This is a genomic window from Rothia endophytica, assembly GCF_928381505.1.
Classification (GTDB): Bacteria; Actinomycetota; Actinomycetes; order Actinomycetales; family Micrococcaceae; genus Rothia; species Rothia endophytica_A.
This window is the reverse complement of the sequence record NZ_CAKMSJ010000009.1, coordinates 53,831-75,587: the sequence shown is the minus strand read 5'-3', so window position 1 is coordinate 75,587 and position 21,757 is coordinate 53,831. Positions and strand designations below refer to the sequence as shown.

General features: G+C 56.9%; 19 protein-coding genes and 1 tRNA gene. 10 read left to right on the top strand and 10 right to left on the bottom strand.

The window, feature by feature from the left end:
• Nucleotides 1-26 precede the first annotated feature (26 nt).
• Nucleotides 27-1,334, bottom strand: coding sequence for a nicotinate phosphoribosyltransferase (locus tag L6990_RS10210; RefSeq protein WP_440480502.1), 1,308 nt, complete (start codon nt 1,332-1,334; stop codon nt 27-29).
• Nucleotides 1,335-1,456: 122 nt separating this feature from the next.
• Here L6990_RS10210 and clpS point away from each other — a divergent pair, with 122 nt between their 5' ends.
• The 7 genes from clpS (at nt 1,457) to L6990_RS10175 (ending at nt 6,709) form a co-directional block, all read left to right on the top strand.
• Nucleotides 1,457-1,789: an ATP-dependent Clp protease adapter ClpS gene (clpS, locus tag L6990_RS10205; RefSeq protein ID WP_237204019.1), complete on the top strand. Its 333-nt coding sequence runs from the start codon at nt 1,457-1,459 to the stop codon at nt 1,787-1,789.
• Nucleotides 1,789-2,346 (top strand): DUF2017 domain-containing protein, encoded by a 558-nt coding sequence (locus L6990_RS10200; RefSeq protein WP_237204018.1) that lies wholly within the window; start codon nt 1,789-1,791, stop codon nt 2,344-2,346. The genes clpS and L6990_RS10200 overlap by 1 nt, the downstream gene beginning before the upstream one ends.
• Before the next feature lie 165 nt (nt 2,347-2,511).
• Entirely contained in the window at nt 2,512-3,477 is a 966-nt protein-coding gene (murI, locus tag L6990_RS10195; protein ID WP_237204017.1) for a glutamate racemase, read from the top strand.
• 12 nt (nt 3,478-3,489) lie between these two features.
• Nucleotides 3,490-4,356 (top strand): MBL fold metallo-hydrolase, encoded by an 867-nt coding sequence (locus L6990_RS10190; RefSeq protein ID WP_237204016.1) that lies wholly within the window; start codon nt 3,490-3,492, stop codon nt 4,354-4,356.
• A gap of 65 nt (nt 4,357-4,421) precedes the next feature.
• Nucleotides 4,422-5,171: a ribonuclease PH gene (gene rph, locus L6990_RS10185; RefSeq protein ID WP_237204015.1), complete on the top strand. Its 750-nt coding sequence runs from the start codon at nt 4,422-4,424 to the stop codon at nt 5,169-5,171.
• On the top strand, nt 5,171-5,806 hold the full coding sequence (locus L6990_RS10180; RefSeq protein ID WP_237204014.1) for a non-canonical purine NTP pyrophosphatase: 636 nt from the start codon (nt 5,171-5,173) through the stop codon (nt 5,804-5,806). The genes rph and L6990_RS10180 overlap by 1 nt, the downstream gene beginning before the upstream one ends.
• Nucleotides 5,807-5,830: 24 nt before the next feature.
• The gene (locus L6990_RS10175) at nt 5,831-6,709 is read left to right on the top strand and encodes a phosphotransferase (RefSeq protein ID WP_237204013.1); all 879 of its coding nucleotides are present in this window, start codon (nt 5,831-5,833) and stop codon (nt 6,707-6,709) included.
• Here L6990_RS10175 and L6990_RS10170 read toward each other — a convergent pair.
• Nucleotides 6,706-7,842: an ADP-ribosylglycohydrolase family protein gene (locus L6990_RS10170; RefSeq protein ID WP_237204012.1), complete on the bottom strand. Its 1,137-nt coding sequence runs from the start codon at nt 7,840-7,842 to the stop codon at nt 6,706-6,708. The two genes, L6990_RS10175 and L6990_RS10170, sit on opposite strands and share 4 nt — an antisense overlap.
• Before the next feature lie 49 nt (nt 7,843-7,891).
• Between L6990_RS10170 and L6990_RS10165 the strand changes: the two genes are divergently transcribed.
• From L6990_RS10165 to L6990_RS10155, 3 genes are read left to right on the top strand one after another with little or no spacing between them, the layout of a single operon-like run.
• Nucleotides 7,892-9,034, top strand: a complete 1,143-nt coding sequence (locus L6990_RS10165) for an exonuclease SbcCD subunit D (protein WP_237204011.1) — start codon at nt 7,892-7,894, stop codon at nt 9,032-9,034.
• Nucleotides 9,031-12,180 carry an AAA family ATPase gene (locus L6990_RS10160; protein WP_237204010.1) on the top strand — a complete coding sequence of 1,050 codons (3,150 nt, stop codon included), beginning with the start codon at nt 9,031-9,033 and terminating at the stop codon, nt 12,178-12,180. Before L6990_RS10165 ends, L6990_RS10160 begins: the two co-directional genes overlap by 4 nt.
• Complete coding sequence (locus L6990_RS10155; protein ID WP_237204009.1) at nt 12,177-13,574, top strand: hypothetical protein; 1,398 nt, start codon at nt 12,177-12,179, stop codon at nt 13,572-13,574. The genes L6990_RS10160 and L6990_RS10155 overlap by 4 nt, the downstream gene beginning before the upstream one ends.
• Nucleotides 13,575-13,670: 96 nt before the next feature.
• Here the strand turns inward: L6990_RS10155 and L6990_RS10150 are convergent, their stop codons facing one another.
• The 8 genes from L6990_RS10150 to bcp all read right to left on the bottom strand — a co-directional run bounded on the left by L6990_RS10150 (nt 13,671) and on the right by bcp (nt 21,670).
• Nucleotides 13,671-14,318, bottom strand: coding sequence for an MBL fold metallo-hydrolase (locus L6990_RS10150; RefSeq protein ID WP_237204008.1), 648 nt, complete (start codon nt 14,316-14,318; stop codon nt 13,671-13,673).
• Nucleotides 14,319-14,328: 10 nt separating this feature from the next.
• Nucleotides 14,329-15,423: an S-(hydroxymethyl)mycothiol dehydrogenase gene (locus tag L6990_RS10145; RefSeq protein WP_237204007.1), complete on the bottom strand. Its 1,095-nt coding sequence runs from the start codon at nt 15,421-15,423 to the stop codon at nt 14,329-14,331.
• A gap of 207 nt (nt 15,424-15,630) precedes the next feature.
• On the bottom strand, nt 15,631-16,371 hold the full coding sequence (locus L6990_RS10140; protein ID WP_237204006.1) for an alpha/beta fold hydrolase: 741 nt from the start codon (nt 16,369-16,371) through the stop codon (nt 15,631-15,633).
• 6 nt (nt 16,372-16,377) lie between these two features.
• Entirely contained in the window at nt 16,378-17,484 is a 1,107-nt protein-coding gene (locus tag L6990_RS10135) for a YihY/virulence factor BrkB family protein (RefSeq protein ID WP_237204005.1), read from the bottom strand.
• A 155-nt stretch (nt 17,485-17,639) separates the two neighbouring features.
• On the bottom strand, nt 17,640-19,118 hold the full coding sequence (locus tag L6990_RS10130; protein ID WP_272879283.1) for a malate:quinone oxidoreductase: 1,479 nt from the start codon (nt 19,116-19,118) through the stop codon (nt 17,640-17,642).
• A 140-nt stretch (nt 19,119-19,258) separates the two neighbouring features.
• Nucleotides 19,259-20,974 (bottom strand): ABC transporter substrate-binding protein, encoded by a 1,716-nt coding sequence (locus tag L6990_RS10125; protein WP_237204004.1) that lies wholly within the window; start codon nt 20,972-20,974, stop codon nt 19,259-19,261.
• A gap of 75 nt (nt 20,975-21,049) precedes the next feature.
• Nucleotides 21,050-21,131 (bottom strand) — tRNA-Leu (locus L6990_RS10120).
• 68 nt (nt 21,132-21,199) lie between these two features.
• Nucleotides 21,200-21,670, bottom strand: coding sequence for a thioredoxin-dependent thiol peroxidase (bcp, locus tag L6990_RS10115; RefSeq protein ID WP_237204003.1), 471 nt, complete (start codon nt 21,668-21,670; stop codon nt 21,200-21,202).
• Nucleotides 21,671-21,757: the final 87 nt, after the last annotated feature.

Genomic DNA, 21,757 nt, shown 5'->3' with positions numbered 1-21,757 from the left:
TTACGCTAGAGAATGAATCTACTAGTTTAGCTGTTCACAAATTCGGTGGGAATCACGGGGTCGCCGGGTGAAAGGCGGGTTGCGGCAACAGGCAGCTCAGTGAGGGAACGGGCATGACGCTCAGCGGCTCTGCGTACCCCTTCGGCACCGGTGAAACCCGGTTGAACGGCACCGTCCACCACCAGGTCAACCATGAGATCACGGTCGTTGGAGTCAGCCGGGGCAATGATATCAACACCAATGGTCTCAGCCGTTGCCCTGCCCTTAGAGTTGAGCCTGCGCACCGCGCTCTTCTTACCGCCGATGGAGGCTTTACCCGAGGATGCTTTAGCTACGGGCTCCATAACACCTTCGCTGTTTTCGCGCAGCACTACCTTATAGACCATGGACGAGGTGGGAACACCGGAGCCGGTGACCAGTTTGGTGCCCACGCCGTAAGCATTGACGGGCGCAGCGGCCAGTGAAGCAATGGCGAACTCATCGAGATCGCTGGTCACGGTAATTTTAGTGCCGGTGTTTCCGAGTGAATCCAGTAGCTCTCGAACGTACTGAGCTTGTGCCACCAGGTCACCGGAGTCCAGGCGGACGCCGCCCAGCTCTGGGCCAGCCAGCTCAACAGCAAGGCGCACAGCCTTTTCAACGTCGTAGGTATCAACGAGCAGGGTGGTGCCCTTGCCCAGAGATTCGAGCTGAGCCTCAAATGCTTCGCGCTCAGAATCGTGCAGCAGGGTGAAAGAGTGGGCGCTGGTACCAATAGTGTGCAGACCATAACGCCGCCCAGCTTCAAGGTTAGAAGTGCCAGCAAAGCCGGTGATGACGGCGGCGCGGGCAGCTGCTACGGCTGCTTCTTCGTGGGCTCGGCGGGAGCCCATCTCAAGGCAGGGTCGGGTGCCTGCGGCGACGCTCATGCGGGAGGCCGCGGTGGCAACAGCTGAGTCGTAGTTGAAGATGGAGAGTATGAAGGTTTCTAGGATGCAGGCCTCTGCAAAGGTCGCTTCAACCTGCAAAACGGGGGAGTGGGGGAAGAAAATCTCACCCTCAGCGTAGCCCCGGATAGTGCCGGTAAAACGGAAATTTTGGAGGTAGTCCAGGGTCTGCTCGTTCACCACTTTGCGTTCGGCAAGAAAATCGATCTCATCGGAGGTGAAACGAAAGTTTTCTAGCCCTTCGAGGAACCTACCGGTGCCCGCCAGCACGCCGTAGCGGCGTCCACCGGAGAGCCTGCGGGTAAAGACCTCGAAGACGGTCTTGCGGTGAGCGGCCCCGGATGCCAGGGCAGCCTGCAACATCGTCAGCTCGTAGTGGTCGGTGAAAAGTGTAGTTGAAGAAGTCACGGGCACAAGTTTACCCCTGCCCGGTTCAATCCGTTAGCTAGACTTAGCCGAGCCCTATGATAGATAGGGTTAGTCAGCAACTAACCCACCACAACCTGCCCACAAGGGAGTGCCTCCGCGAGATGTCCAATCACTATCAGCCGGTTTTATCAACCGCCGGTACTGAAACCCTGCCTGATCTTAATCAGCTTCTTGATGCTGATACCTTCACAGCCCCCGATGTGCCCTGGCACGTGCTGGTGTGGAATGATCCGGTCAATCTGATGAGCTATGTGAGTTACGTGTTCCGCTCGCACTTTGGGTATGACCGTGCCAAGGCAGAAAAACTGATGATGACAGTGCACACCGAGGGCAAGGCCACCGTATTCACCGGCAGTAAAGAAGAAGCCGAACGGCACACTTCAGCACTGCATACCTGGGGTTTGTGGGCTACTTTTGAAAGGGCTGAAAGCTAATGGCACAGGGCTTCAAATCAACACCCAGAGGCTATACCGCCCGCTTTACACCTGAAGAGGTGCAGGTTCTCACCCAGCTCTTTGAGGACGTCGCCTTTACGCTCGAGCCCGATGAAGAAGCTGCAACAGACCCGCTGGCTGACCTGGTGGGTATCTCTGAAAACGCCCAGGTTCCCACCGACCCTGCTCTGGCCCGTATGCTCCCTGTAGCTAGCGATGACCCCGAGGTCGCCGATGAGTTCCGCCGTTTTACTGAGCTTTCACTGCGCCGGGGCAAAATAGCTAACCTCAACATGGCTGCTATGGACGCCCGGAGCGGTGACCTAGCCTTGGACGCCGAGCACGCCCGTGCCTGGGCAACCGCCCTCAACGATGTACGCCTGACCCTGGCTACCCGGCTTGAACTGAAGACCGAAGAGGACGCCGCTCGCATCAGTCAGATGACCGAGTGGAAGGACGTGGAAACCACTGACCAGTACATGGCCCTGCTCTATAACTTCATTACCTGGCTGCAGGACTCCCTCATGGAAGCTATGCTTAGCCAGCTCGATGATTAGCAGGTAGGACTCTTCCGGCTTCGCCCGCCTACTTACCCTTTTGTTACAAATCTACGCTTATATGACGGGTTAGAGGCGGCTTCGGCGTGATAGTCCACTCAAAAGCGTGTGGGTGAGACCGCCAACCTATTGTTCTCTCTCATTTTTAGCTAATGTCAGGTCACGATGAACGATTCACTTTCAACCCTTCAAACCCCCTGGGGAACTCAGGTGCTAGCAGAACCTCACGCTAGTGCCCCCATCGGTGTGTTCGATTCCGGGGTGGGTGGCTTAACGGTTGCACGTGCCATCATGGATCAGCTGCCCAATGAGTCGGTCATTTATGTGGGGGACACCGCCCACGGCCCCTACGGGCCTTTGACGATCGCCCAGGTACGAGCCCACGCCTTACGTATCATGGATGAGCTGGTTGACTCTGGCGTCAAGCTGCTAGTGATCGCCTGCAATACTGCTTCTGCCGCAGTCCTGCGGGACGCTCGTGAACGCTACACCCGCAAGTACGGCATTCAGGTGGTTGAAGTGATTCAGCCGGCTGCCCGCCGTGCCGTAGCAGCTACCCGTAACCGCAAAATTGGGGTGATCGCCACCGAGGCAACCGTGACATCGCGAGCTTACGAGGACACTTTTTCTGTCATGAGTGACCTTGAAATTCACTCGGTAGCCTGCCCCCGTTTTGTTGAGTTTGTTGAGCGGGGCATTACCTCCGGTCCAGAACTACTTAAAACCGCAGAGGCCTACCTGCAACCGCTGAAGGACGCCGGGGTTGACACCCTAGTTCTGGGCTGCACCCACTACCCCCTGCTGACCGGGGTTATCTCCTACATCATGGGCGATGGGGTTACCCTGGTTTCTTCGTCTGAAGAATCAGCTAAGGATGTCTACAAGGCACTCTTGAAAGCCGAGCTGGAACGCCCCACCGACTTACCGGCGTCCCACGAATTTCTTGCCACCGGCGAAACCGACACCTTCGAACACCTTGCCCGCCGCTTCCTGGGCCCAGAGGTAGCCAGGGTCAGCCATACCGAATCGGTTGCTGAGCGCTTTCCTACCGGTTCCCTGTCCATCGTGCCGCCGGCCCTCTCAACTCCTACCGTATCGATCGACCATAACCTCGATCGCACCGCTGACTAGAAAGACCGACTTATGCGTTTAACTGTTATTGGTTGCACCGGCTCCTTCCCCGGGCCCAACGCCGCAGCTAGCTGCTACATGGTCTCGACCATTGATGACCTGGGCAAGACCTGGCGCATCATCATTGATATGGGCAACGGTGCCCTGGGCACCCTACAGACCCACATTAACCTAGAAGATATTGACGCTATCTTGGTTTCCCACCTGCACCCCGATCACTGCATTGACCTTTCGGGGCTTCACGTGGCGATTAAATGGGACCCCAAGGGCTGGTCAAAGGGACCGATTCCGCTCTACGGCCCCAGCGACATCCACCAGTACCTGGTTAACACCCACGGGCTACCACTGGACCCCGGAATGCACACCGAATTTGAATTCCATGAATGGTCTAACTACAAAGAAGTAAAAATTGGGCCCTTCACCGTTACCCCTCACACCGTAGTTCACCCCACCAAGGAGCCCTACGCCCTGCGTCTTGAGTGCGAGACCTCTGAGGGCAAGACCGTGCTGACCTACTCGGGGGACACCGACAGCTGCATTGGCCTGATTGAAGCCGCTAGGGACGCTGACCTCTTCCTCTGCGAAGCGGCCTACCAGGAGGGGCGCGATGACGCCCTGCGCGGCATCCACTTGACCGGCAAGCGTGCCGGTGAAGCTGCCCGAGAAGCCGGTGTACGCAACCTACTGCTGACCCACCTGCCGGTGTGGAACGACGCAGAGACCGCGCTCGCCGAAGCTAAAGAAGTTTTTGATGGCCCGGTCAGTGTGGCCGAAGAATCTGCAACCTACCGTGTTAACCCCCGCCGCAGCCCGGAAGAGTATGCTGCCAACCCCAAAACCACCACCCTTGAAGTGGTCTCGCGGCACCGCATCAGCTAGGTCGAAACCCTGAGATAGCCACCCTTAATTCTGCAAAAATCTGCAGGAGGTACTAGGCTAAAGCCATGACTGATAACACGGCAATCACCATCGTTCGAGCAGACGGCCGCACCGTTGACCAGCTGCGCCCCATCACCATCACACGCGGCTGGTCCAAGAACGCTGAAGGCTCAGCGCTGATTGAATTTGGCAACACTCGCGTGCTCTGCACCGCCTCGCTCACCGAAGGCGTGCCCCGCTGGCTCAAGGGCGAGGGTAAGGGCTGGGTTACTGCCGAGTACGCCATGCTCCCCAGGGCTACTAATACCCGTAATTCCCGTGAGTCTGTCAAAGGCAAGATTGGCGGACGCACCCACGAAATTTCACGTCTTATTGGTCGTTCTTTGCGCGCAGTCATCGACACCAAAGAACTGGGCGAAAACACCATCGTCCTGGACTGCGACGTCCTGCAGGCAGATGGTGGCACCCGCACCGCGGCTATTACCGGGGCGTACGTGGCACTGGCAGATGCCATTAGTTGGGCTAAGTCTGAGGGCATTATTCCTGCCAAAGCTCAACCGCTCACGGGCTCAGTGGCAGCTATCTCAGTGGGTATCATCGACGGTGTTCCCATGCTTGATTTACCCTACGTTGAGGACGTTCGCGCCGAGACCGATATGAATGTAGTCGTTACCGGTGACGGTAAATTCGTTGAAGTTCAGGGAACCGCTGAAGGCGCACCCTTCGACCGCGAAGAGCTCAACTCCCTGCTAGATCTGGCTCTGGTAGGTACCTATGAACTGTCTGAAATCCAGCGTGAGGCTTTGAAGAACTAATGCCAGCCAAAATTGTTTTAGCGACCCATAATGCCGGTAAACTGCGGGAGTTTCGCGAGATTTTGCGCGGAACCATTGACGGGCTGGACGTTGACACCGAAGTGGTTGACGCAGGTGCGGTAGGTGCCCCCGACGTCCTCGAAGACGGCGTGACCTTTGCCGAGAATTCACTGCTTAAAGCCCGTGCCGTAGCCCAAGCAACCGGCCTAATCGCTATTGCCGATGACTCCGGGCTGGCGGTTGATGTTCTCAACGGTGCCCCCGGGATTTTTAGCGCCCGCTGGGCTGGTCAACACGGCGATGACACCGCCAACCTTGAACTTTTGCTGGCCCAGCTGGCTGATATCAAAGATGAGCACCGCGGTGCCCGCTTTGTCTGCGCCGCTTCTTTGGCCGCCCCTGGCGGTTTTGAGGCAATAGAACACGGTGAACTTGCTGGAATTCTCTTGCGTCAACCTCGCGGTGAGGGCGGCTTTGGCTATGACCCCATTCTTGCCCCCTCAGCCTTTACCGGTGAATATGATGGCCTCTCCTGCGCCCAGGTGCCACCTGAGGTCAAGAACGCTATGAGTCACCGCGCTCAAGCCCTGGCGGCTTTGGTCCCTCATATCCGGGCAGCTTTAGCCGGCCACTAACACCAAGAGCAGAGAAGGTTCCCTATGGTAGCGCACCTTGCACAGCTAGAACAGATGAACAGCCTGCCGGTCATTAACGCAGTGATGACCCAGGCTGGTCTCAATATTCCGATGGACCGTTGGGACGTTCGCACCACGGGCTCTGCCCATATCGTGGTCAACATGGGTGGGCAGCTGAGCGTACGCGTAGCCAAAACACAGCTCACCGGCTACCTGGTAGCTCGGCGCACCGAAATTCTACGTCGCCTACCGCAGAATTTGCCCTTCACCTTGCCCCGGCCCATCACCCGCGTGATTACCCGCGCTGGTTTTACCGCGGTGGGCCTCACCTGGATTAAGGGCGAACCCCGCTCCCAGGGGGCAGCACCACCCAAGCAGCTAGCCAAACTCCTCAAAGGCATCCACGCCATTGACTACCGCGGGTACGGTCCCTACCTAGATAACCAGTACGAACACTGGCGAGGTTTAGAAGAGTGGGATACCCACCTGCGTGCCAACGTGGTGCCCCAGCTGCTTACCGGCGCCCAAAAGGTTGCGCTGAGAGCAATTGACCGCGTCCTGGAGCTACCACCGGTTGAACCCGTACTTGTCCACGGTGATTTAGCGGGGCACAATATTCTGTGGAACGGAGATAAGCTGGTCGGTGTCATCGACTGGGACCACGCAACCCTGGGCGACCCTGCCGTTGACCACGCTTCTCTGGGTAATTTCTACGGCTGGGAATCTCTCTCAAAAGCACTTGATGCAACTCAGATAGCTCGCGCCCAAACGGTGGCTGGCCTTTTGCCCCTACAATCTCTTGCCTACACCATGAAGAATGGCATGGGCGGTGCCATTCAGCGACTAGCTGTTGAACGCGCTGATGAATGGTACCTTGACCACCGCAGTGAAATCCTGGGTTAGCTGACACCTAACTGCTTCAACCAGTTCTCAAGGACAAGCTCGATAGCTGGGGCAGCGTCAAGGGACGCAAGTAGCTGAGCCTCGTAGACATCCTCGGTATAGAGGGCACCCAGCAGGGCGCCGGTCAGAGCGGCAATTGAATCCGAGTCACCGTCACAGCTTACTGCCTGCGCCAAGGCTTTCCGTGTAGCAACTGCCGGCCCGCTATCACCATCGGCTATTTCCCGTTCTGCAGTTAGCAGCAGGTAGACGGCAAAACCTAAACAGCCGGGGGCTAACCAGAGGTCCCCAAAACTCTCTGCTGCGCGCTCAAGGGGCATACCGGCGTCCACCGAGCTCAGCGCTGTCTGTAAGGCCGCTATGGTCAGAGCCGCATCCCCGGGTAGAGCCTGACTTTGCTCCACCGTGCCCAGCCACTGCACAACAGCTTCTAGGGCTTGCCGAGCCGGCAAATGGAGGTCGATAGCTTCGTGGGAACCTAGGAGGTAACGCACCAGCAGAGCGTAGGCGCTGGCGCTCAGAATAGCGTCGGGGTGGCCGTGTGTGAGAGCCGCTGAGTGGGCAGATAGCTTGATGACGGTGGCATCATCTGCCACGGGCAGAAAACCAAAGGGCGCCGACCTCATGAGAGCCCCGGTACCCAGAGCATGGGGGTTGATGTTCTTAGAGATGAACTGCATTTCACCGGCTGCCAGTGCCGCTAGGGTGGCTTTGCCGGGGCCTCGGGCGACGCTCATGCTGGGCTGGGCATCCAGAGGGCGGGTGAGAGCGAAAGGAGCGGTAGCGGGGTAGGGGTTACCGGTGGTCCGGTACCAGCGCAGGTAGGCAAGCCAAATGCAGGCGAGCTCATCGGCTGCCTGACCGTCGTTATTCCATTCCAATACTTCGCTCAGCCCATCAAGGGTATAGAGGGTTAGCTGGGTATCATCGGAAATCAGCAGGGGCTGGGCGGCAAGTGTGTCGAGAAGCTCTAAAGAGTTCTTGACCTCGTACCGCTCTAACATCTCGGTGCGGCTGAGCATTTCAACGGGGTAGCCCAGGGCATCCCCGATCGCACCTCCGAAGAGGGCGCCGCGCAGGGCAGCACGGTAGGCGGGCGAGGTAGCGGAGGGCGCGGGGAAGGCAGAGGTCATAGGCACCAGTGTAGAGCAGAGCTGGCGCGGCTCCCACTAGACTGGTCTTATGCGTATTTTGCACACCTCTGACTGGCACTTGGGCCGCACCTTTCACGGCGTCTCTTTGCATGACACCATGGCTGACCTGCTCGATGAAATGGTGCAGCTGGTGAGCGCTGAAGCGGTAGATGTGGTACTGATTAGTGGGGACGTCTACGATCAGGCGCAGCCCCGCATCGAAACCGTTCGCCTCTTCAGCAAGACCCTCAGCTCCCTGGTGGACGCAGGGGCACAGGTTATTGCCATCAGCGGCAACCACGATTCGGCGGTTCGGCTGGGTTTTGCTTCAGATCTGTTAGCTCATAGCGGAGTGCACCTGGTGACCTCCCAAACTCAGGTGGGCCAGCCTGTCCTGCTCCCGACGTCCGGGGGAGAGGTTGCTTTCTACGGCATTCCCTACCTCGAGCCACGCCCACTCGCCACTCACTGGGGCACCGACATCAACCACACCTCTGTGCTCACCGAAGCCATGCGTCGGGTGACTGAGAACACAGCAGAAGTGAAACCTCTGGCCACGGTGGTGCTGGCTCACTGTTTTGCCAGCGGGGCTGACCCCTCAGATTCCGAACGAGATATTTCTGTGGGAGGGGCTCTCTCTGTGCCGGCCACCCTTTTTGAGGCGGCAGACTACACCGCACTGGGGCACCTGCACGGGCGCCAGCGGGTCACCGATACCGTGCGTTACTCTGGCTCCCCCCTGCCCTATTCCTTCAGCGAGCAGAACCACCGCAAGGGTGCCTGGATCATTGATATCGACGATCAGGGTAGGCTCAGCGTGCAGGAACACACTTGGCACACCCGCCTCACGGTCAAAAAATTGCGGGGCACTTTTGAAGACATTACCGGCGGTTCCTATGAAGCCTACCGCTCTGCCTTCGTCAGCATTACCCTCACTGATGCGGTGCGCCCGGCACGAGCTCTAGAGCAGCTGAAAGAATACTTTGACCACGTGCTTGAACTTTTCTTTGAACCGCAGGGCGCCCAGAACACCGAGCAACATAGCTACCGCCGCGCCCGCGAGGCACGGAGCACCCTTGATGTCTGTCAGTCTTTCTATCAGCATGTGCGGGGCCGCCCTCTAGACGATAAAGAGACCGCCTATCTGACCGAGGTTACCGAATTGGCGCGACTGGCAGGAGCCTCCGAATGAGAATCCACAGCTTAGACATCAACGCTTACGGCCCTTTCCCCGGCACCATTACCCTAGACTTTGATGAGCTCAACGAAGCCGGTATCTTTCTGCTCAACGGCCCTACCGGCTCGGGTAAGTCCTCCATTCTGGACGCCATCTGCTATGCCCTCTACGGCAGTACTTCATCGGGCCGAACCGACCTTAAATCCCGTTTCGCCGAGCCTGAGATGCAACCCTGGGTCAAACTTGAATGCTCGGTGGCGGGTAAACGCTATCGTATCTTCAGAAGCCCTGAGTATCTGCGCCCCAAAAAGCGCGGGAGCGGGCTCACCCGCGAGCAGGCCAGCGTCACCATTGAAGTTTTTGACGCAAAAGCGGGCAACTGGGAAGAGGACGCCAGCGTCACCCGGCACAAGGACGCCGGGGACTTCATGTACTCGGTCATTGGGCTAACTGCCCAGCAGTTTAACCAGGTGATGCTGCTGCCGCAGGGTAAGTTCCAGCAGTTCTTGGTTGCTAAATCAGCAGACCGCGAGGAACTGCTCAAAAAGCTCTTCTCCACCCGAGAATTTGAGCGCATCCAACAGATTTTAGAAGACAAGGCTAGGGGTGCCGAAGCGAAAGCAGCAGAAGCTGAAGCGGCGCTGCGCTCGCTGATAGAGCGCGCCCAACGGGCAGAAAAGGCTGCCGATATACCTGCCGCCCGGCAGCTCCTACTAGGAGAGGCCGGAGCTGATCTGCCTGAAACCACGTCTACAGGCGAACAGCCCCTATCACCAGACTGGCAAGAGCTTGCGCCGGAAGGAGCACTGAGCCGTACTCAGCAGCTAGGTGGGGATGTCGCTGAACTCAACCGGGCTGCTACTGACCTTACCGATACCGCGGCGGCTGAAATCACTGAGCTGCGCCAGCAAGAAGCTTCACTGGGGGAGCTACAACGGCACTGGGGACAGTACCGTGACCTACAGGCCCAGGAGGAAGACCTGGATAGCAAACGCGAACAGGTAACCCAAGCTGAAGCCAGCCTTGCGCTGCATGGGCGGGCCGCCGCCGTCCTGCCCATGACGACCGCCCAGGCGCGTGCCGCTGCGGCCGTGAAGGATGCCCAAGGGCGCCTTGAAGCAGTGACCGATCGCCTGGGAACTGCTACTGAGAGCGCCCTTGCTGGGATAGAGGCAGCTGCCCCGGAGTATAGGCTCCTTACCGATGTGCAAAATCTTGATGACTACGGTCAGATCGAGGAGCAGGTTGCTGAGCTCACCCGCCAGATCGAGAATCTCAACGATTTTGCTCGCAGTGACCGCCAGCTCACCTCTCTGGTGCAAGAACGGAAGCAGGCGGAGACGAAAACCGAGGGGCTGCAAAAAGCTCTGGATGCAGCCCACACTGCGGTAACAAAGCAGGAACGCGAACTCGCGGAACTCAGTGCTCGTTTCACAGCCCTAGACGACGCCGGGGCCCAGCTGACTGCGGCTCAAGTTCAGCGTGATGCCGCTGAAACTGCTGTAATTCTTGCCCGAAAGCTAGAGCAGAGCAGAAGCCGGGTCGCGGCTGCTGAAGCTGCGGCCAAGACCACCAATGAGGCTCGCCGGGCCGCAGGTATTAGAGCTGAAAACCTTCAACAGCAACGCTTTGACCGTGCCGCTCAAACGCTGGCTAGCAATCTTGAACCCGGCCACCCCTGCGCTGTTTGCGGGTCACGAGAACACCCTGCCCCAGCTACTTTCACAGAGGAAGTCCCGGCTATCTCAGCTGAAGAGGTGAAGGATGCATTAGCTGCCCGAGACCAAGCTGAGGCAAAGGCTCAAGCGGCCCTCCTGGAACTTACCTCAGCCGAGACTAGCGTGGCTGAGCTGATTGCTGCCGGTGCCAGCGACCTAAGTTCTGCTCTCATCCAGCTTCAGCAGGCTCAAGAGTCTCTTACCGAGAAACAGAGAAATATGCAACGTAGAAGCGACCTCGCACAAGAGCGTGCTGCAGCTGAAGCGGATCACGAGCGACTAAAGGTAGAAGAGAATTCCTGTGCGAGAGATGTGGCCCACCACCGCACCCTGTTGAACAGTCTGGCCGAACGGATTGAAAAAGATGAGGCCGAGCTTGAAGCGCACCGACAAACAACCGGGTTCACGCAGCGTGCTACAGCTTTGAGTCAGGTAGCACAAAGCCTGGTTTCTGCTCTCAGTATCCAACAAGAGACTCAAAGACTAAAAAAAGCTCACATCAGGGCTGAAGAAGAACTAACCCAGGTAGTACAGAACAGCGGTTTCTCTAGCGGTGCTGAAGCTGTGGAAGCCCACCTGCCGAGCGAACGGGAAAGAGATCTCACCGCGCTGGTCCAAACCCACCAGCAAAAAAGATTTACCCTTGATGGGCTTCTGACCAGTGAGGCCATGACCGGCATCGCTGCTCGCGTCCAGCGGGGTGAAGAACCCCCCTCGCCTCAGGATCTGCAGGAAATCATCCAGTTGCGCCAGAACCGAGAGCAAGCGCGCGATACCTACCTCCGTACAGGAGCGCGCCTCAGTGCTGCCCACCAAGAGTTCACAAGCCTCACCAGAGAACTTACCGCCAGCCTCAGCCACAACCAGGAACTGTTGGCGCTAGCCCACCGCGCTCGCAGTCTGGCGGGAACGGCAACGGCAGCCAAGAGCTCGGATAACGCCCTGCGCATGACGCTGACCACCTATGTGCTAGCGGCCCAGCTAGAAGAGGTAGCTCAGGCCGCTTCGGAACATCTTGAACAGATGACGCACGGCCGGTACACCCTTGAGCACACCGATGACGCTGAGGGGCGCGGCAGCAAATCAGGGCTGGGGCTCACTGTGCGCGATGCCTGGCACGGTGCTACCCGCCACCCATCGACTCTCTCAGGCGGTGAAACCTTTATGGCCTCCCTCTGCCTGGCATTGGGGCTGGCAGATGTAGTTCAGCGCACCAACGGTGGGATCGAAATTGATACACTTTTTGTGGACGAGGGGTTTGGATCGCTGGACGAGGAAACCCTTGAAGAGGTCATGACGACCCTCGATAGTCTCCGCGAAGGTGGTAGAGTCATTGGGCTTATCTCGCACGTGGCCGAAATGAAAAACCGGATTACCCGTCAGGTGCAACTGACTACCTCACCCACCGGATCATCCCTCAAACCTGAGACGGGAGCCTTATGAGCCCGTACCGCATTAAGAATAAGCGCATCAGCTCGCCCCTGAGCGGTTTCGCTTCTCTGCGTACCCGCAATAAGTTGCCAGAAAAACCTAGAACCCCGCGTCAGGCCGTGAGCGAACTGGGCACCCGTATGCGGGTCTCCTCCCGCTACGCCCAAACACGTATGCAAAATATCCTGCTCACGCACGGCTGGCGTTTCTTTATCTTCTCCCTGCTGATGAGACTGCCGGCATCTATGGTAATGCTGGCGGTGATGATGATGCTGGCCTCCCAGAATAATGAAGCCACGCTGGGGGGCTACGCCGCCGGAACTGTTGGCATCAGCGCGGCTTTCATGATTCCGGTCTACCGGCAGCTTTCAGACCGCTGGGGGCAACACAAAATCTTCTTCGCCGTCACCGTGCTCAATATTTTGGCGCTGGTCTGGTTGTTGCTGGAAAGTTTGAGCTTTGCTGAGGGAACGAGTGGCAGTATCTCCCGTTTTTTGCTAGCAGCGGCCCTCACCGGCATTACCACGGTCCCGCTGGGTACCGTCATGCGCACCTACTGGAGTGCTGAGTACCTCAAAACTAAGGACAGACGTAAACTTAACGTCTCCATCTCCCTTGAAACCATGCTGGACGTCATTGCCCTACCAGCGGGCGCCGTGATTGCCGGTCTTTCTACCCTTGTTTTTAATGCCCAGGCAACCCTCTTTTCTGTGCTTATTATCGATGTTCTGGGGCTGCTCATGATTCTTTGGAGGCCAGGGAGTCTGCCCATCGATCGTCGAGACATGGTGGAAGGTAAACCCAAGCCTCTGCGCGGTGGCAACCGCTCCCTGCTCTGGCTTCCGCAAACTGGCATGATTTGTCTGGGCACGGTGCTGGGGTCTACCCAGGCAGCAATCGTAGCTTTTGCTCTATCCACCGACCAGATAAGCGTGACCGGCTTCCTGATTGCCCTGCTGGGTCTCTTCGCTGTAGCCAGCGCTCTTTTCATCATCTTTGAACGGCTACCCGCCTTTACGTGGATAGCCTGGCTACTCAGCGGTTTGGGGCTGACTGGAGCTACCCTGCTTCTTTCCTTGCCCTCATCCCTCGAATGGCTGATGCTGGCCTTGGTGCTGGTGGGATTGTCCTACGGTATTTGCCTGGTAGTAGTGGATTCAGCGCTCACTTCTTTAGCGGCCCGCAGCAACCTGGACTTAGCACTGAGCACCATGCAGGCATGTTCCCTGGGCGGAATCGCCGTGGGCTTTGTGTGGGCCGCCGACCTGAGCGAGTCCTACAACCACCAGGTCGCTCTTTTGGTTCCCCTCATTGCCGCTGTCTTCTTCTTTATACTGGGGCACCTCTACGGCTTCCTCTGGCGCAGAATGTACGAGGAGCGTTTAGCGCCCCTGCCGCAAGACTAAAGCCGCTCGTGCTCCGTTATCGCCTGCTGCTTCAACTGTGGCCCGGTCACCTAAGAAGATGACCGGGCCACAGCGTTGGGTTATGGAAGGCAGAGTCTAATGTCCTCGAGCGATCCATGCCTCCAGATTGGGTGCTTCCAGACCAATGCCGGTGGAATCACCGTGGCCTGTTAGCACCGCAGTGGATTCCGGTAGGGTCAGTAGCTTGTGCCGGATCGACTCAATGATGGTCTCGAAACTCGAGAAGGAGCGACCGGTTGCGCCGGGCCCACCGTTGAAGAGAGTATCACCTGAAAAAACTACGCCCTCACTGTTATCCCAGCTCAGGGTGGGAGCGTAGAAACATACCGAGCCGGGGGAGTGCCCCGGGGTCGCTAGTACGGTGAGCTCGGTATCTCCAAGGACCAGAGTCATACCGTCTTCCAGCTCTTCATCGAAACCCCAGGAGGGGTACACCATGGCCCACAGCTCCCGGTCCGCTGGGTTAAGGTAAACGGGTGCACCAAAGCGGTCGGATGCCTCTTTGGCTGAGCCAATATGATCATCATGGGCGTGGGTCAGCAGAATTTTCTCGACCGTTCGGCCCGCGACCTTAGCCGCGATTTTATCAACGTCGTGGGCGGGGTCAATGATAATCACTGAGGAGTCATTCCCCAGAATCCACACGTTGTTATCAACGTCCCAGGTGCCGCCGTCCAGCGAGAAAGTACCCGAGGTCACAACGCGTTCGATACGTTCAGTCACAGTAGTGCTCCTACTTGAATTCAACCACCGAGCGTAGCACTCGGCCGGTCTTCATGGTCTCGAAGGCTTCATTGACCTGCTCCAGGCTGATTCGTTCAGAGACGAAGCCGTCCAGATCTAGGTTGCCGGCGAGGTAGTGGTCAACGAACATGGGGAAGTCACGGGAGGGAAGGGTATCACCGTACCAAGCACTCTTGATTGATCCACCGCGTCCAAAGACCTCATCTAGGGGAATGGTCCAGGTGGCGCCGGGGGCAGGGACACCGACCAGCACTAAACGGCCGGCGAGATCACGGGCATAGAAAGCCTGTTCGAAGGTTGCCGGCACACCCACTGCATCAATGACAAGGTCAGCACCGAAGCCACCGGTGAGCTCACGGATAGCTTCAACCGCGTCCTCCTGCTGTGAGTTCACGGTGTGGGTGGCGCCGTGCTCCCTGGCGCGAGCCAGTTTCGCTTCGTCAATATCAACAGCGATGATGGTGGTTGCCCCGCCCAACTTAGCTCCGGCAACAGCGGCAGTACCGACGCCGCCGCAACCGATCACAGCAACGGACTCACCGCGGGCGACTGCACCGGTGTTGAGCACGGCACCCAGGCCTGCGGTCACACCGCAGCCCAGCAGCCCAACAGCTGCATACTGCTCCTCTGTAAGTTCAGCATTAATCTTGGTGCACTGACCCGCAGCGACCAGGGTCTTCTCAGCAAAGGAGCCGATACCCAGAGCAGGCTCAAGTTCGGTGCCATCTTCAAGAGTCATCTTCTGGGTAGCGTTGTGGGTAGCGAAGCAGAACTGCGGCTGACCCTTGGCGCAGGCGCGGCATTCCCCGCATACGGCACGCCAGTTAAGAATGACAAGGTCGCCGGGGGCTACATTGGTGACGCCTTCGCCTACGGCCTCAACGATGCCGGTTGATTCGTGACCCAGGAGGTAGGGGTAGTTGTCGCCAACGCCACCTTCAACGTAGTGGTGGTCGGTCTGGCAGACCCCGCAGGACAGCACCTTGACCAGGGCTTCTCCCTTGATGGGGTCAGGCACATTGATGGTGGTGACGGTGGCTGGCTCATTTTTGGCCAGTGACACCAGGGCCTTAACGGTCTGCATAGTGCTCCTTGAGACGCATTGGGGTGACGTGTTCTTATCTGTGTTGACCGGTGTTCCCGGCTTTATTCTCTAACGCTACCTAAGACCACACCGCATCGCTACTTCTAGTACCCCCAGTTTGGCTAAGAGCGTGCGTGAATCCCATATGATGAGGCTGGCTCGCTGTTACCATCACCGCGGATTCTTGGTCTGACCGGCAGCGCGTCATCAGTGCTCGTTCAAGAAACGTACGGTTTGTTTTCTGACCTGCCCACTGGTGAGGACGTTGATGTGGTCCCGTCCGGCTACTTCAAGCCAGGTTGCCTGGTGCGTGGGAAGCAAATCAAAGGCTGAGCGGGAATGAGCAAGACCGTCTTTACTCCCCTCGTACATGAAGACCGGGCACTGAGGAATGATCTCTGGGGCCACTGCGGGAAAACGTGCTGAGGTAAATGAGACAAGATTTTCTATGGCCAGGGGAGAAAAAGGGAGGACGCTATCAAAGCCTTCTGGCATATCTGTCTCGCCAAGCAGCGATGAATGCACCTGATCAAGCCTGCTATTGACCGGCATAGCTCCCAGGTTTAGCGTCAGTGCTAGATGAGGGAAAGTTGCTGCTAAATCCCAAAGAACCCGCGCACCTATCGAAAAGCCGATAAGGTGCGCGGGTTGCCCCAAACCTTCGATATAGGTTTTGAGGCTTTCTGACAGCTCCGCCACTGCGTCCTGGTGATCGCCCCACGAGATGTCAAGCAAGGTTGTTGGTCGGAGGTTTTCTTCTTCGACCGCCTGCAAACGATGGTAGGGGAGCGTCACCAAATGTAGGGGGTAGCCAGTAGCTTCAAGCGTTCTCACCCACCCGGTAGAAACCCAGTTATGGTAAGGGGTGGACGCGAAACCATGCACTAGAAGCACGGGAGCTTTCGCTGAGCGTCCACCCACCAAAGGTGTAAAAGCTAGGGTTGTCACCGCAGCCTACTTCTTGGAACCATCCTGCTTCTGCTCAGCCATCTGCTGAAAATCAACCGTGTTATGGGAGAGCCTAATCTTGCGGCCCTCTTCAACTAGGTCGTCCTTCTTCTGCTGAATTTTAATAGCCTGGGTATCATCGCGAGGGGGCAGCTTAATCCCATCTTCGGCCTTAATGCCAGCCTGCAGCTCACGGGTGCGCTGAATCTCTGCGTCGATCTGAGCGCCCAACAGGAGCACATTATTCATGATCCAGATGAAGAGAAGCATGACGATGACGCCACCAATGAGACCGTAGGTCGCGTTGTAGGAACCGAAGTTGGAGACGTAGAAGCTGAAACCCAAACCAGCCAGGCCCATGGTGACCAGCGCAATGGCTGCACCGGGGGTGAGGAAGCGAATCTTAGGCTGCTTAACGTTGGGGGTAGCGTAGTAGAGCAGGCTGATAAGTACCACAGCGATCACCAGCATTACGGGGTAGCGCAACCACATCCAGATACCGATGAAGCCGCCCAGTTCGATAGCTGGAACAGCGTCCTGGATGGTGTTGAGGACGTCTTCGCTTGAGAGCAAAACCAGCATCATGGCTACTACCATGAGCACTAGAACAAAGGTCACCAGCAGGTTGAAGGGGCGAAGCTTCCAGATGGGGCGCCCTTCGAGTACACCGTAGATCTTGTTCATAGCGCGCCCAAAAGCACCCACAAAACCTGAGGCAGTCCACAGTGCACCCACGATACCGGTAATCAGAGCGATACCCGCTGCAGATGACGAGGTGAGCTGAGTGATGGGCTGTTCAATGACGGCCAGCATATCTGCCGGAGCGTAGTCCTGAAGAAAATTGAGAATTGCATCGGTGGTCTGCTGTCCCTGACCAAAAACACCCAGCAGAGAAACAACGGCAAGCAGACCGGGGAAGATGGACAGCACGGTGAAGTAGGTGAGAGCTGCAGCGAGATCGGTGCACCCATCATTCATGAACTCGCTGAAAGAGCGCTTGAAAATGTACTTCCAGTTTTTACCGCTGACGTCTGTCAATTTGGCAGGCTTGGGGGTTTGCCGATGCTCGCCCTTAGTGGCGGCTCGGCTGATGGTCTGTTCTTCGAGAGACATCGTGTGTTCCTTCAGGGTGCAGGGGAATTACTCAGTAGACATCCTATCAGCACAAGGGGCCGCTTCACTTTGCAGGTTCCTGTGTGCTGGACCAAGGATTATGGGCAAAAAATACCGCGACCGTCGCATGACGGCCGCGGCAGTTACCCAAAGGGTTAGTTATTGATTCCCAGGACCTTAGCGGTGTGAGCAAATAGCTCGTCAGCTAGATCGTGGTTATCGTTGAGCTGCACACCAAAACCGGGTACTAGCTCCTTGATACGGGGTGCCCAACCATCAAACTGGGTGGGGAAGCACTGTTGCATCAGCTTGAGCATGATGGGCGCAGCGGTGGACGCACCGGGGGAGGCACCCAGCAGAGCAGCGATGGAGCCATCCCCTGAGGTAATGAGCTCGGTTCCGAACTGTAGAACGCCTCCAGCCTTCTTGTCCTTTTTGATGACCTGAACACGCTGACCTGCGGTGATGAGTTCCCATTCATCGGCTACAGCTTCGGGGTAATACTCGCGCAGGGAGAGCACATGCTTTTCGCGGTTTTTCAGTAGTTCACCAATGAGATATTTGGTGAGATCCATATTGGCTAGGCCGGCACGAATCATGGGGTATACGTTATCAGGGCGCAGTGAGAGTGGTAGGTCAAGGAGGCTGCCCTGCTTCAGGAAGTTGGTTTTGAAGCCAGCGTAAGGGCCAAAGAGCAGCGAACGCTTGCCATTGACATAGCGTGTATCGAGGTGGGGCACTGACATGGGAGGTGCGCCTACCGAAGCCTGTCCGTAAACTTTGGCATTATGCTGAAGGGCGGTCTGCTCGTTGGTGTTGCGGAAGAAAAGACCGGAGACGGGGAAACCGCCAAAGCCCTTACCTTCTTTAATTCCTGATTTCTGCAGGAGGCTCAGGGCGCCACCACCGGCACCCAGGAACACGAACTTTGCTCGAATCGTTGAACCGTGATCACGGTTGAGACGGTCCTTAACCTTTACCGTCCAGGTTCCATCTGATTCTTTCGTTACATCCGTGACCTGCTGGCCGTACTTGACCGTTACACCCTTGCTGACCAGGTAGTTAGTCATCTGGGTGGTGAGGTTACCGAAATCAACATCGGTGCCTTCGGGGGACCAGGTTGCTGCAATCTTCTGATGAATATCGCGCCCATTGACCGAAAGAGGAGCCCACTCACGAATTTGTTCAAGGTTGGTTGAGAACTTCATACGCTCAAAGAGCTTCTGGTCCTGAAATGCCTCAAAACGCTTACCCAGGTAATTTACGTGGGCATCACCAAAAACCAGTGACATGTGTGGCACAGGGTTGATGAAGGAGGAGTCTTTGATCTTCCCCTCTTCAACGAGCGAAGCCCAGAGCTGGCGGCTTATTTGAAACTGCTCGTTGATAGCAATAGCCTTAGTGGGATTAACGGTGCCATCAGCACCAAGGGGGGCGTAATTGAGTTCGCAGAGTGCTGAGTGGCCGGTACCAGCATTGTTCCACGGGTTGGAGGATTCCTGGCCTACCGCGTCCAGACGTTCCAGCAGAGTGATGTCCCATGTGGGTTCAACTTCTTTGAGGAAAACACCGAGGGTGGCGCTCATGATACCGCCACCGACGAGCACGACGTCAGTTTTAACTTCGCTTGCCACTTTGACACTCCGTCACTAGAAAGTGGTGACCGACGCTGGACACCACGCTGAGCGGGCAGCACCGGCTGCCCCTGGTTCACTGTTTAGCGTAGTACACATTACACCTCGCTCATAACAAAGGCAGGTTGTGCGCTCTTAAGTTACTGACCTTCGCGCATCTCTATCCTGTTGAAACCGTCTAGACCAGTGGCTTCGACACCGTAGGTTCGCACGCGGGGCCCTTGGGTTACCCCTGAGACGGGGTAGGTGAGGGGGATAGCTGGGAGTAAAAGAGCTAATGTGGCATTGATGTCGCGGTAGGCTGACCTGCGCGCCTCAACGTCCTCAATGACGTCCGCTGCCCGCAGGGCTTCTATTATTTCAGCGTAACTTGTTGTCTCAGCGGCAGGCATTTCTGGGCTCGGGCTTGCTGAGGGGGAGCTAGCTGGACTGGACGCTGGGGGCACCGTGAGTGAGTCCGGTGCAGTCGAAGCTGGAGCTAGAACCTTACCCAGGAAGGCAGAGGGGTCTCTGAAGGTGCCCAGGAAGCCTGTGAGCTCAAGCCCGTAGTCGGGGTGGTGAGCTGGGATGTCCTCAGAATCGGGTGCATCCCATCTGTAGGGCTTAGGCACGATATTGAAGCCGGCTGCTACTAAGTTAGCTGAGATGACAGAGTAGATTGCCTCGGGGGCGGGCAGAGCTGCCAGCGAAACCTGAACGGGGTAATAAAAGTCGATGGGCTCACCCTCGTAGGTTGAATCCTTGAGGAGGGACGCGGCTGTAGCTGGGTCGTAACTGTAGTGCTCACGAGCTTTTTCGTGTCGAGTCTGAAAAAGGGCGGGCAGAAAGTCATAGGCTGTTGAGGTGCCTTGCGGGTAGTAGTCTGCAGCAATTTTGCTTCGGTCAATCGCGTGGGCGAGTGCTTGGCGTGTGAGGGCATCTGCAAAGGCTGGGTGAGAAAGGTTAATGCTCACATAAGCCACCGCATAGGGGTCACGGGTTTGAACTGCGTACCCATCGAGTGCTAGCGGTACATAATCTTTGAGCCCTATCTGATCAAAGGCGTCCACGTTTCCCTGAAGCAGCGAATAGTAGCGCTTTTCGGCGTCGGGGATAGAGAGGAACTCCAGCACGTCAATTCCTGGCTCGGGGCCGACATAATGGGGGTTGGTTACAAGGCGTAGGCTTTCTTCGCTCCGCTGATCGAGTGTGAAAGCGCCAGTGCCTATGGGGTCCTCTGTGAAATAACCGTCTTTACCAATGTGTGCTGGAAGAGCAATGCCTAAGGCCGGTTGGGTGAGCGCCTTAAGGAAGGAGAGGGAGGGGCGGGAAAGGGTCATTCGAAGACTCTGGTTGCCCTGAATTTCCCAGGAGGTGACGAGGGGCGGTTGATGCTCTGAGTCTACCGACCCAAAAAGTTGGTGGTAGGGCTGGGTGAGGCGCGTGAGTGGTTGCTGCCCCAGCGTCTCCCAGCGTTCTAGGTTCGAGGCAAGGGCTTGGGTTGTCATTGCAGACCCATCGCTGAAAGTGGCCTGGGGATTAAGCTCAAAAGCGTAGACCAAACCATCATCACTGATCGTCCAGTCCTGCGCCAGTCCGCTGACTGGCTCACCCGTGTTGGGGTCAGCTCTGACTAAGGGATCCAGAATTTGGGCAGTAATGCGGACGCTCTCAAGGCGTTGAGTACGTGCCGGGTCTAGTGTGAGGCACGGTGCCGCCTGGGCAAACCTGAAGACTCTCTCTTGCCTCGTGGGGGAGGCCTCTGGATTTGTGCTGTCACCGGAGTTGCTAGTAGAACATGCAGATAGGGCAAAGCCCGCAGTGAGAGCAGTCGAAATCTGCACAAAACGACGCCGACTCATTCTATTCGAAGCCATAAAAACCGCCCTTGGTAGCAACTTGCGATCTGGTCTTTGATACACAAAAAGCCCAGATAACCTGGGCTTTGAGAGTGCGCGAGGAGGGACTTGAACCCTCACGCCGTAAGGCACAGGAACCTAAATCCTGCGTGTCTGCCAATTTCACCACTCGCGCAAGCGGTGCTGTAAGCACAACAGGAATAATGCTACAGCACCTCCAGGCTCACTGCAAAATGCTGGAGCTTAGGCGTCAATCCCTAAATCTCGGCGTAGTTTAGCGACGTGCCCTTTAGCGCGCACACTGTACTGAGCCACCTCTACCATGCCGTCTTCATTGACCACGATGGTTGAGCGAATCAGACCTGTGTAGGTCTTGCCGTAATTCTTTTTCTCTCCCCATGCCCCATAGCGCTCTGCAACAGCGTGGTCTTCATCGGACAGCAGGGGAAAGGTCAGGTTCTGGGTGCCGATAAATTTTTCAAGGGCTTCTGCTGAGTCTGGAGAAACCCCCAGCACGCTATAGCCGTGGGCTGATAGGGACTCTAAGCTGTCTCTAAAATCGCAGACCTGTGTAGTGCACCCGGGAGTTGATGCTTTGGGGTAAAAATAAACAATAACTTTGCGCCCTAAATAATCGCTCAGTGACACTGAGTTTCCGCCAGCGGCAGGTAGCGTAAATGCAGGGGCCGGGGATCCAATTTCTAAGCGTGACATGCCTTTTTTCTCTCCTTTTGATTAAAGTTGAATAGGTCAATATTGGGGTGGACGGTGAAGATAAGTCACCACCCATTCTAATATGCG

Coding starts and splice junctions, on each gene's coding strand:
- clpS (WP_237204019.1), top strand. CDS start 1,457: ATGTCCAATCACTATCAGCCGGTTTTATCAACCGCCGGTACTGAAACC.
- L6990_RS10200 (WP_237204018.1), top strand. CDS start 1,789: ATGGCACAGGGCTTCAAATCAACACCCAGAGGCTATACCGCCCGCTTT.
- murI (WP_237204017.1), top strand. CDS start 2,512: ATGAACGATTCACTTTCAACCCTTCAAACCCCCTGGGGAACTCAGGTG.
- L6990_RS10190 (WP_237204016.1), top strand. CDS start 3,490: ATGCGTTTAACTGTTATTGGTTGCACCGGCTCCTTCCCCGGGCCCAAC.
- rph (WP_237204015.1), top strand. CDS start 4,422: ATGACTGATAACACGGCAATCACCATCGTTCGAGCAGACGGCCGCACC.
- L6990_RS10180 (WP_237204014.1), top strand. CDS start 5,171: ATGCCAGCCAAAATTGTTTTAGCGACCCATAATGCCGGTAAACTGCGG.
- L6990_RS10175 (WP_237204013.1), top strand. CDS start 5,831: ATGGTAGCGCACCTTGCACAGCTAGAACAGATGAACAGCCTGCCGGTC.
- L6990_RS10170 (WP_237204012.1), bottom strand. CDS start 7,842: ATGACCTCTGCCTTCCCCGCGCCCTCCGCTACCTCGCCCGCCTACCGT.
- L6990_RS10165 (WP_237204011.1), top strand. CDS start 7,892: ATGCGTATTTTGCACACCTCTGACTGGCACTTGGGCCGCACCTTTCAC.
- L6990_RS10160 (WP_237204010.1), top strand. CDS start 9,031: ATGAGAATCCACAGCTTAGACATCAACGCTTACGGCCCTTTCCCCGGC.
- L6990_RS10155 (WP_237204009.1), top strand. CDS start 12,177: ATGAGCCCGTACCGCATTAAGAATAAGCGCATCAGCTCGCCCCTGAGC.
- L6990_RS10145 (WP_237204007.1), bottom strand. CDS start 15,423: ATGCAGACCGTTAAGGCCCTGGTGTCACTGGCCAAAAATGAGCCAGCC.
- L6990_RS10135 (WP_237204005.1), bottom strand. CDS start 17,484: ATGTCTCTCGAAGAACAGACCATCAGCCGAGCCGCCACTAAGGGCGAG.
- L6990_RS10125 (WP_237204004.1), bottom strand. CDS start 20,974: ATGGCTTCGAATAGAATGAGTCGGCGTCGTTTTGTGCAGATTTCGACT.
- bcp (WP_237204003.1), bottom strand. CDS start 21,670: ATGTCACGCTTAGAAATTGGATCCCCGGCCCCTGCATTTACGCTACCT.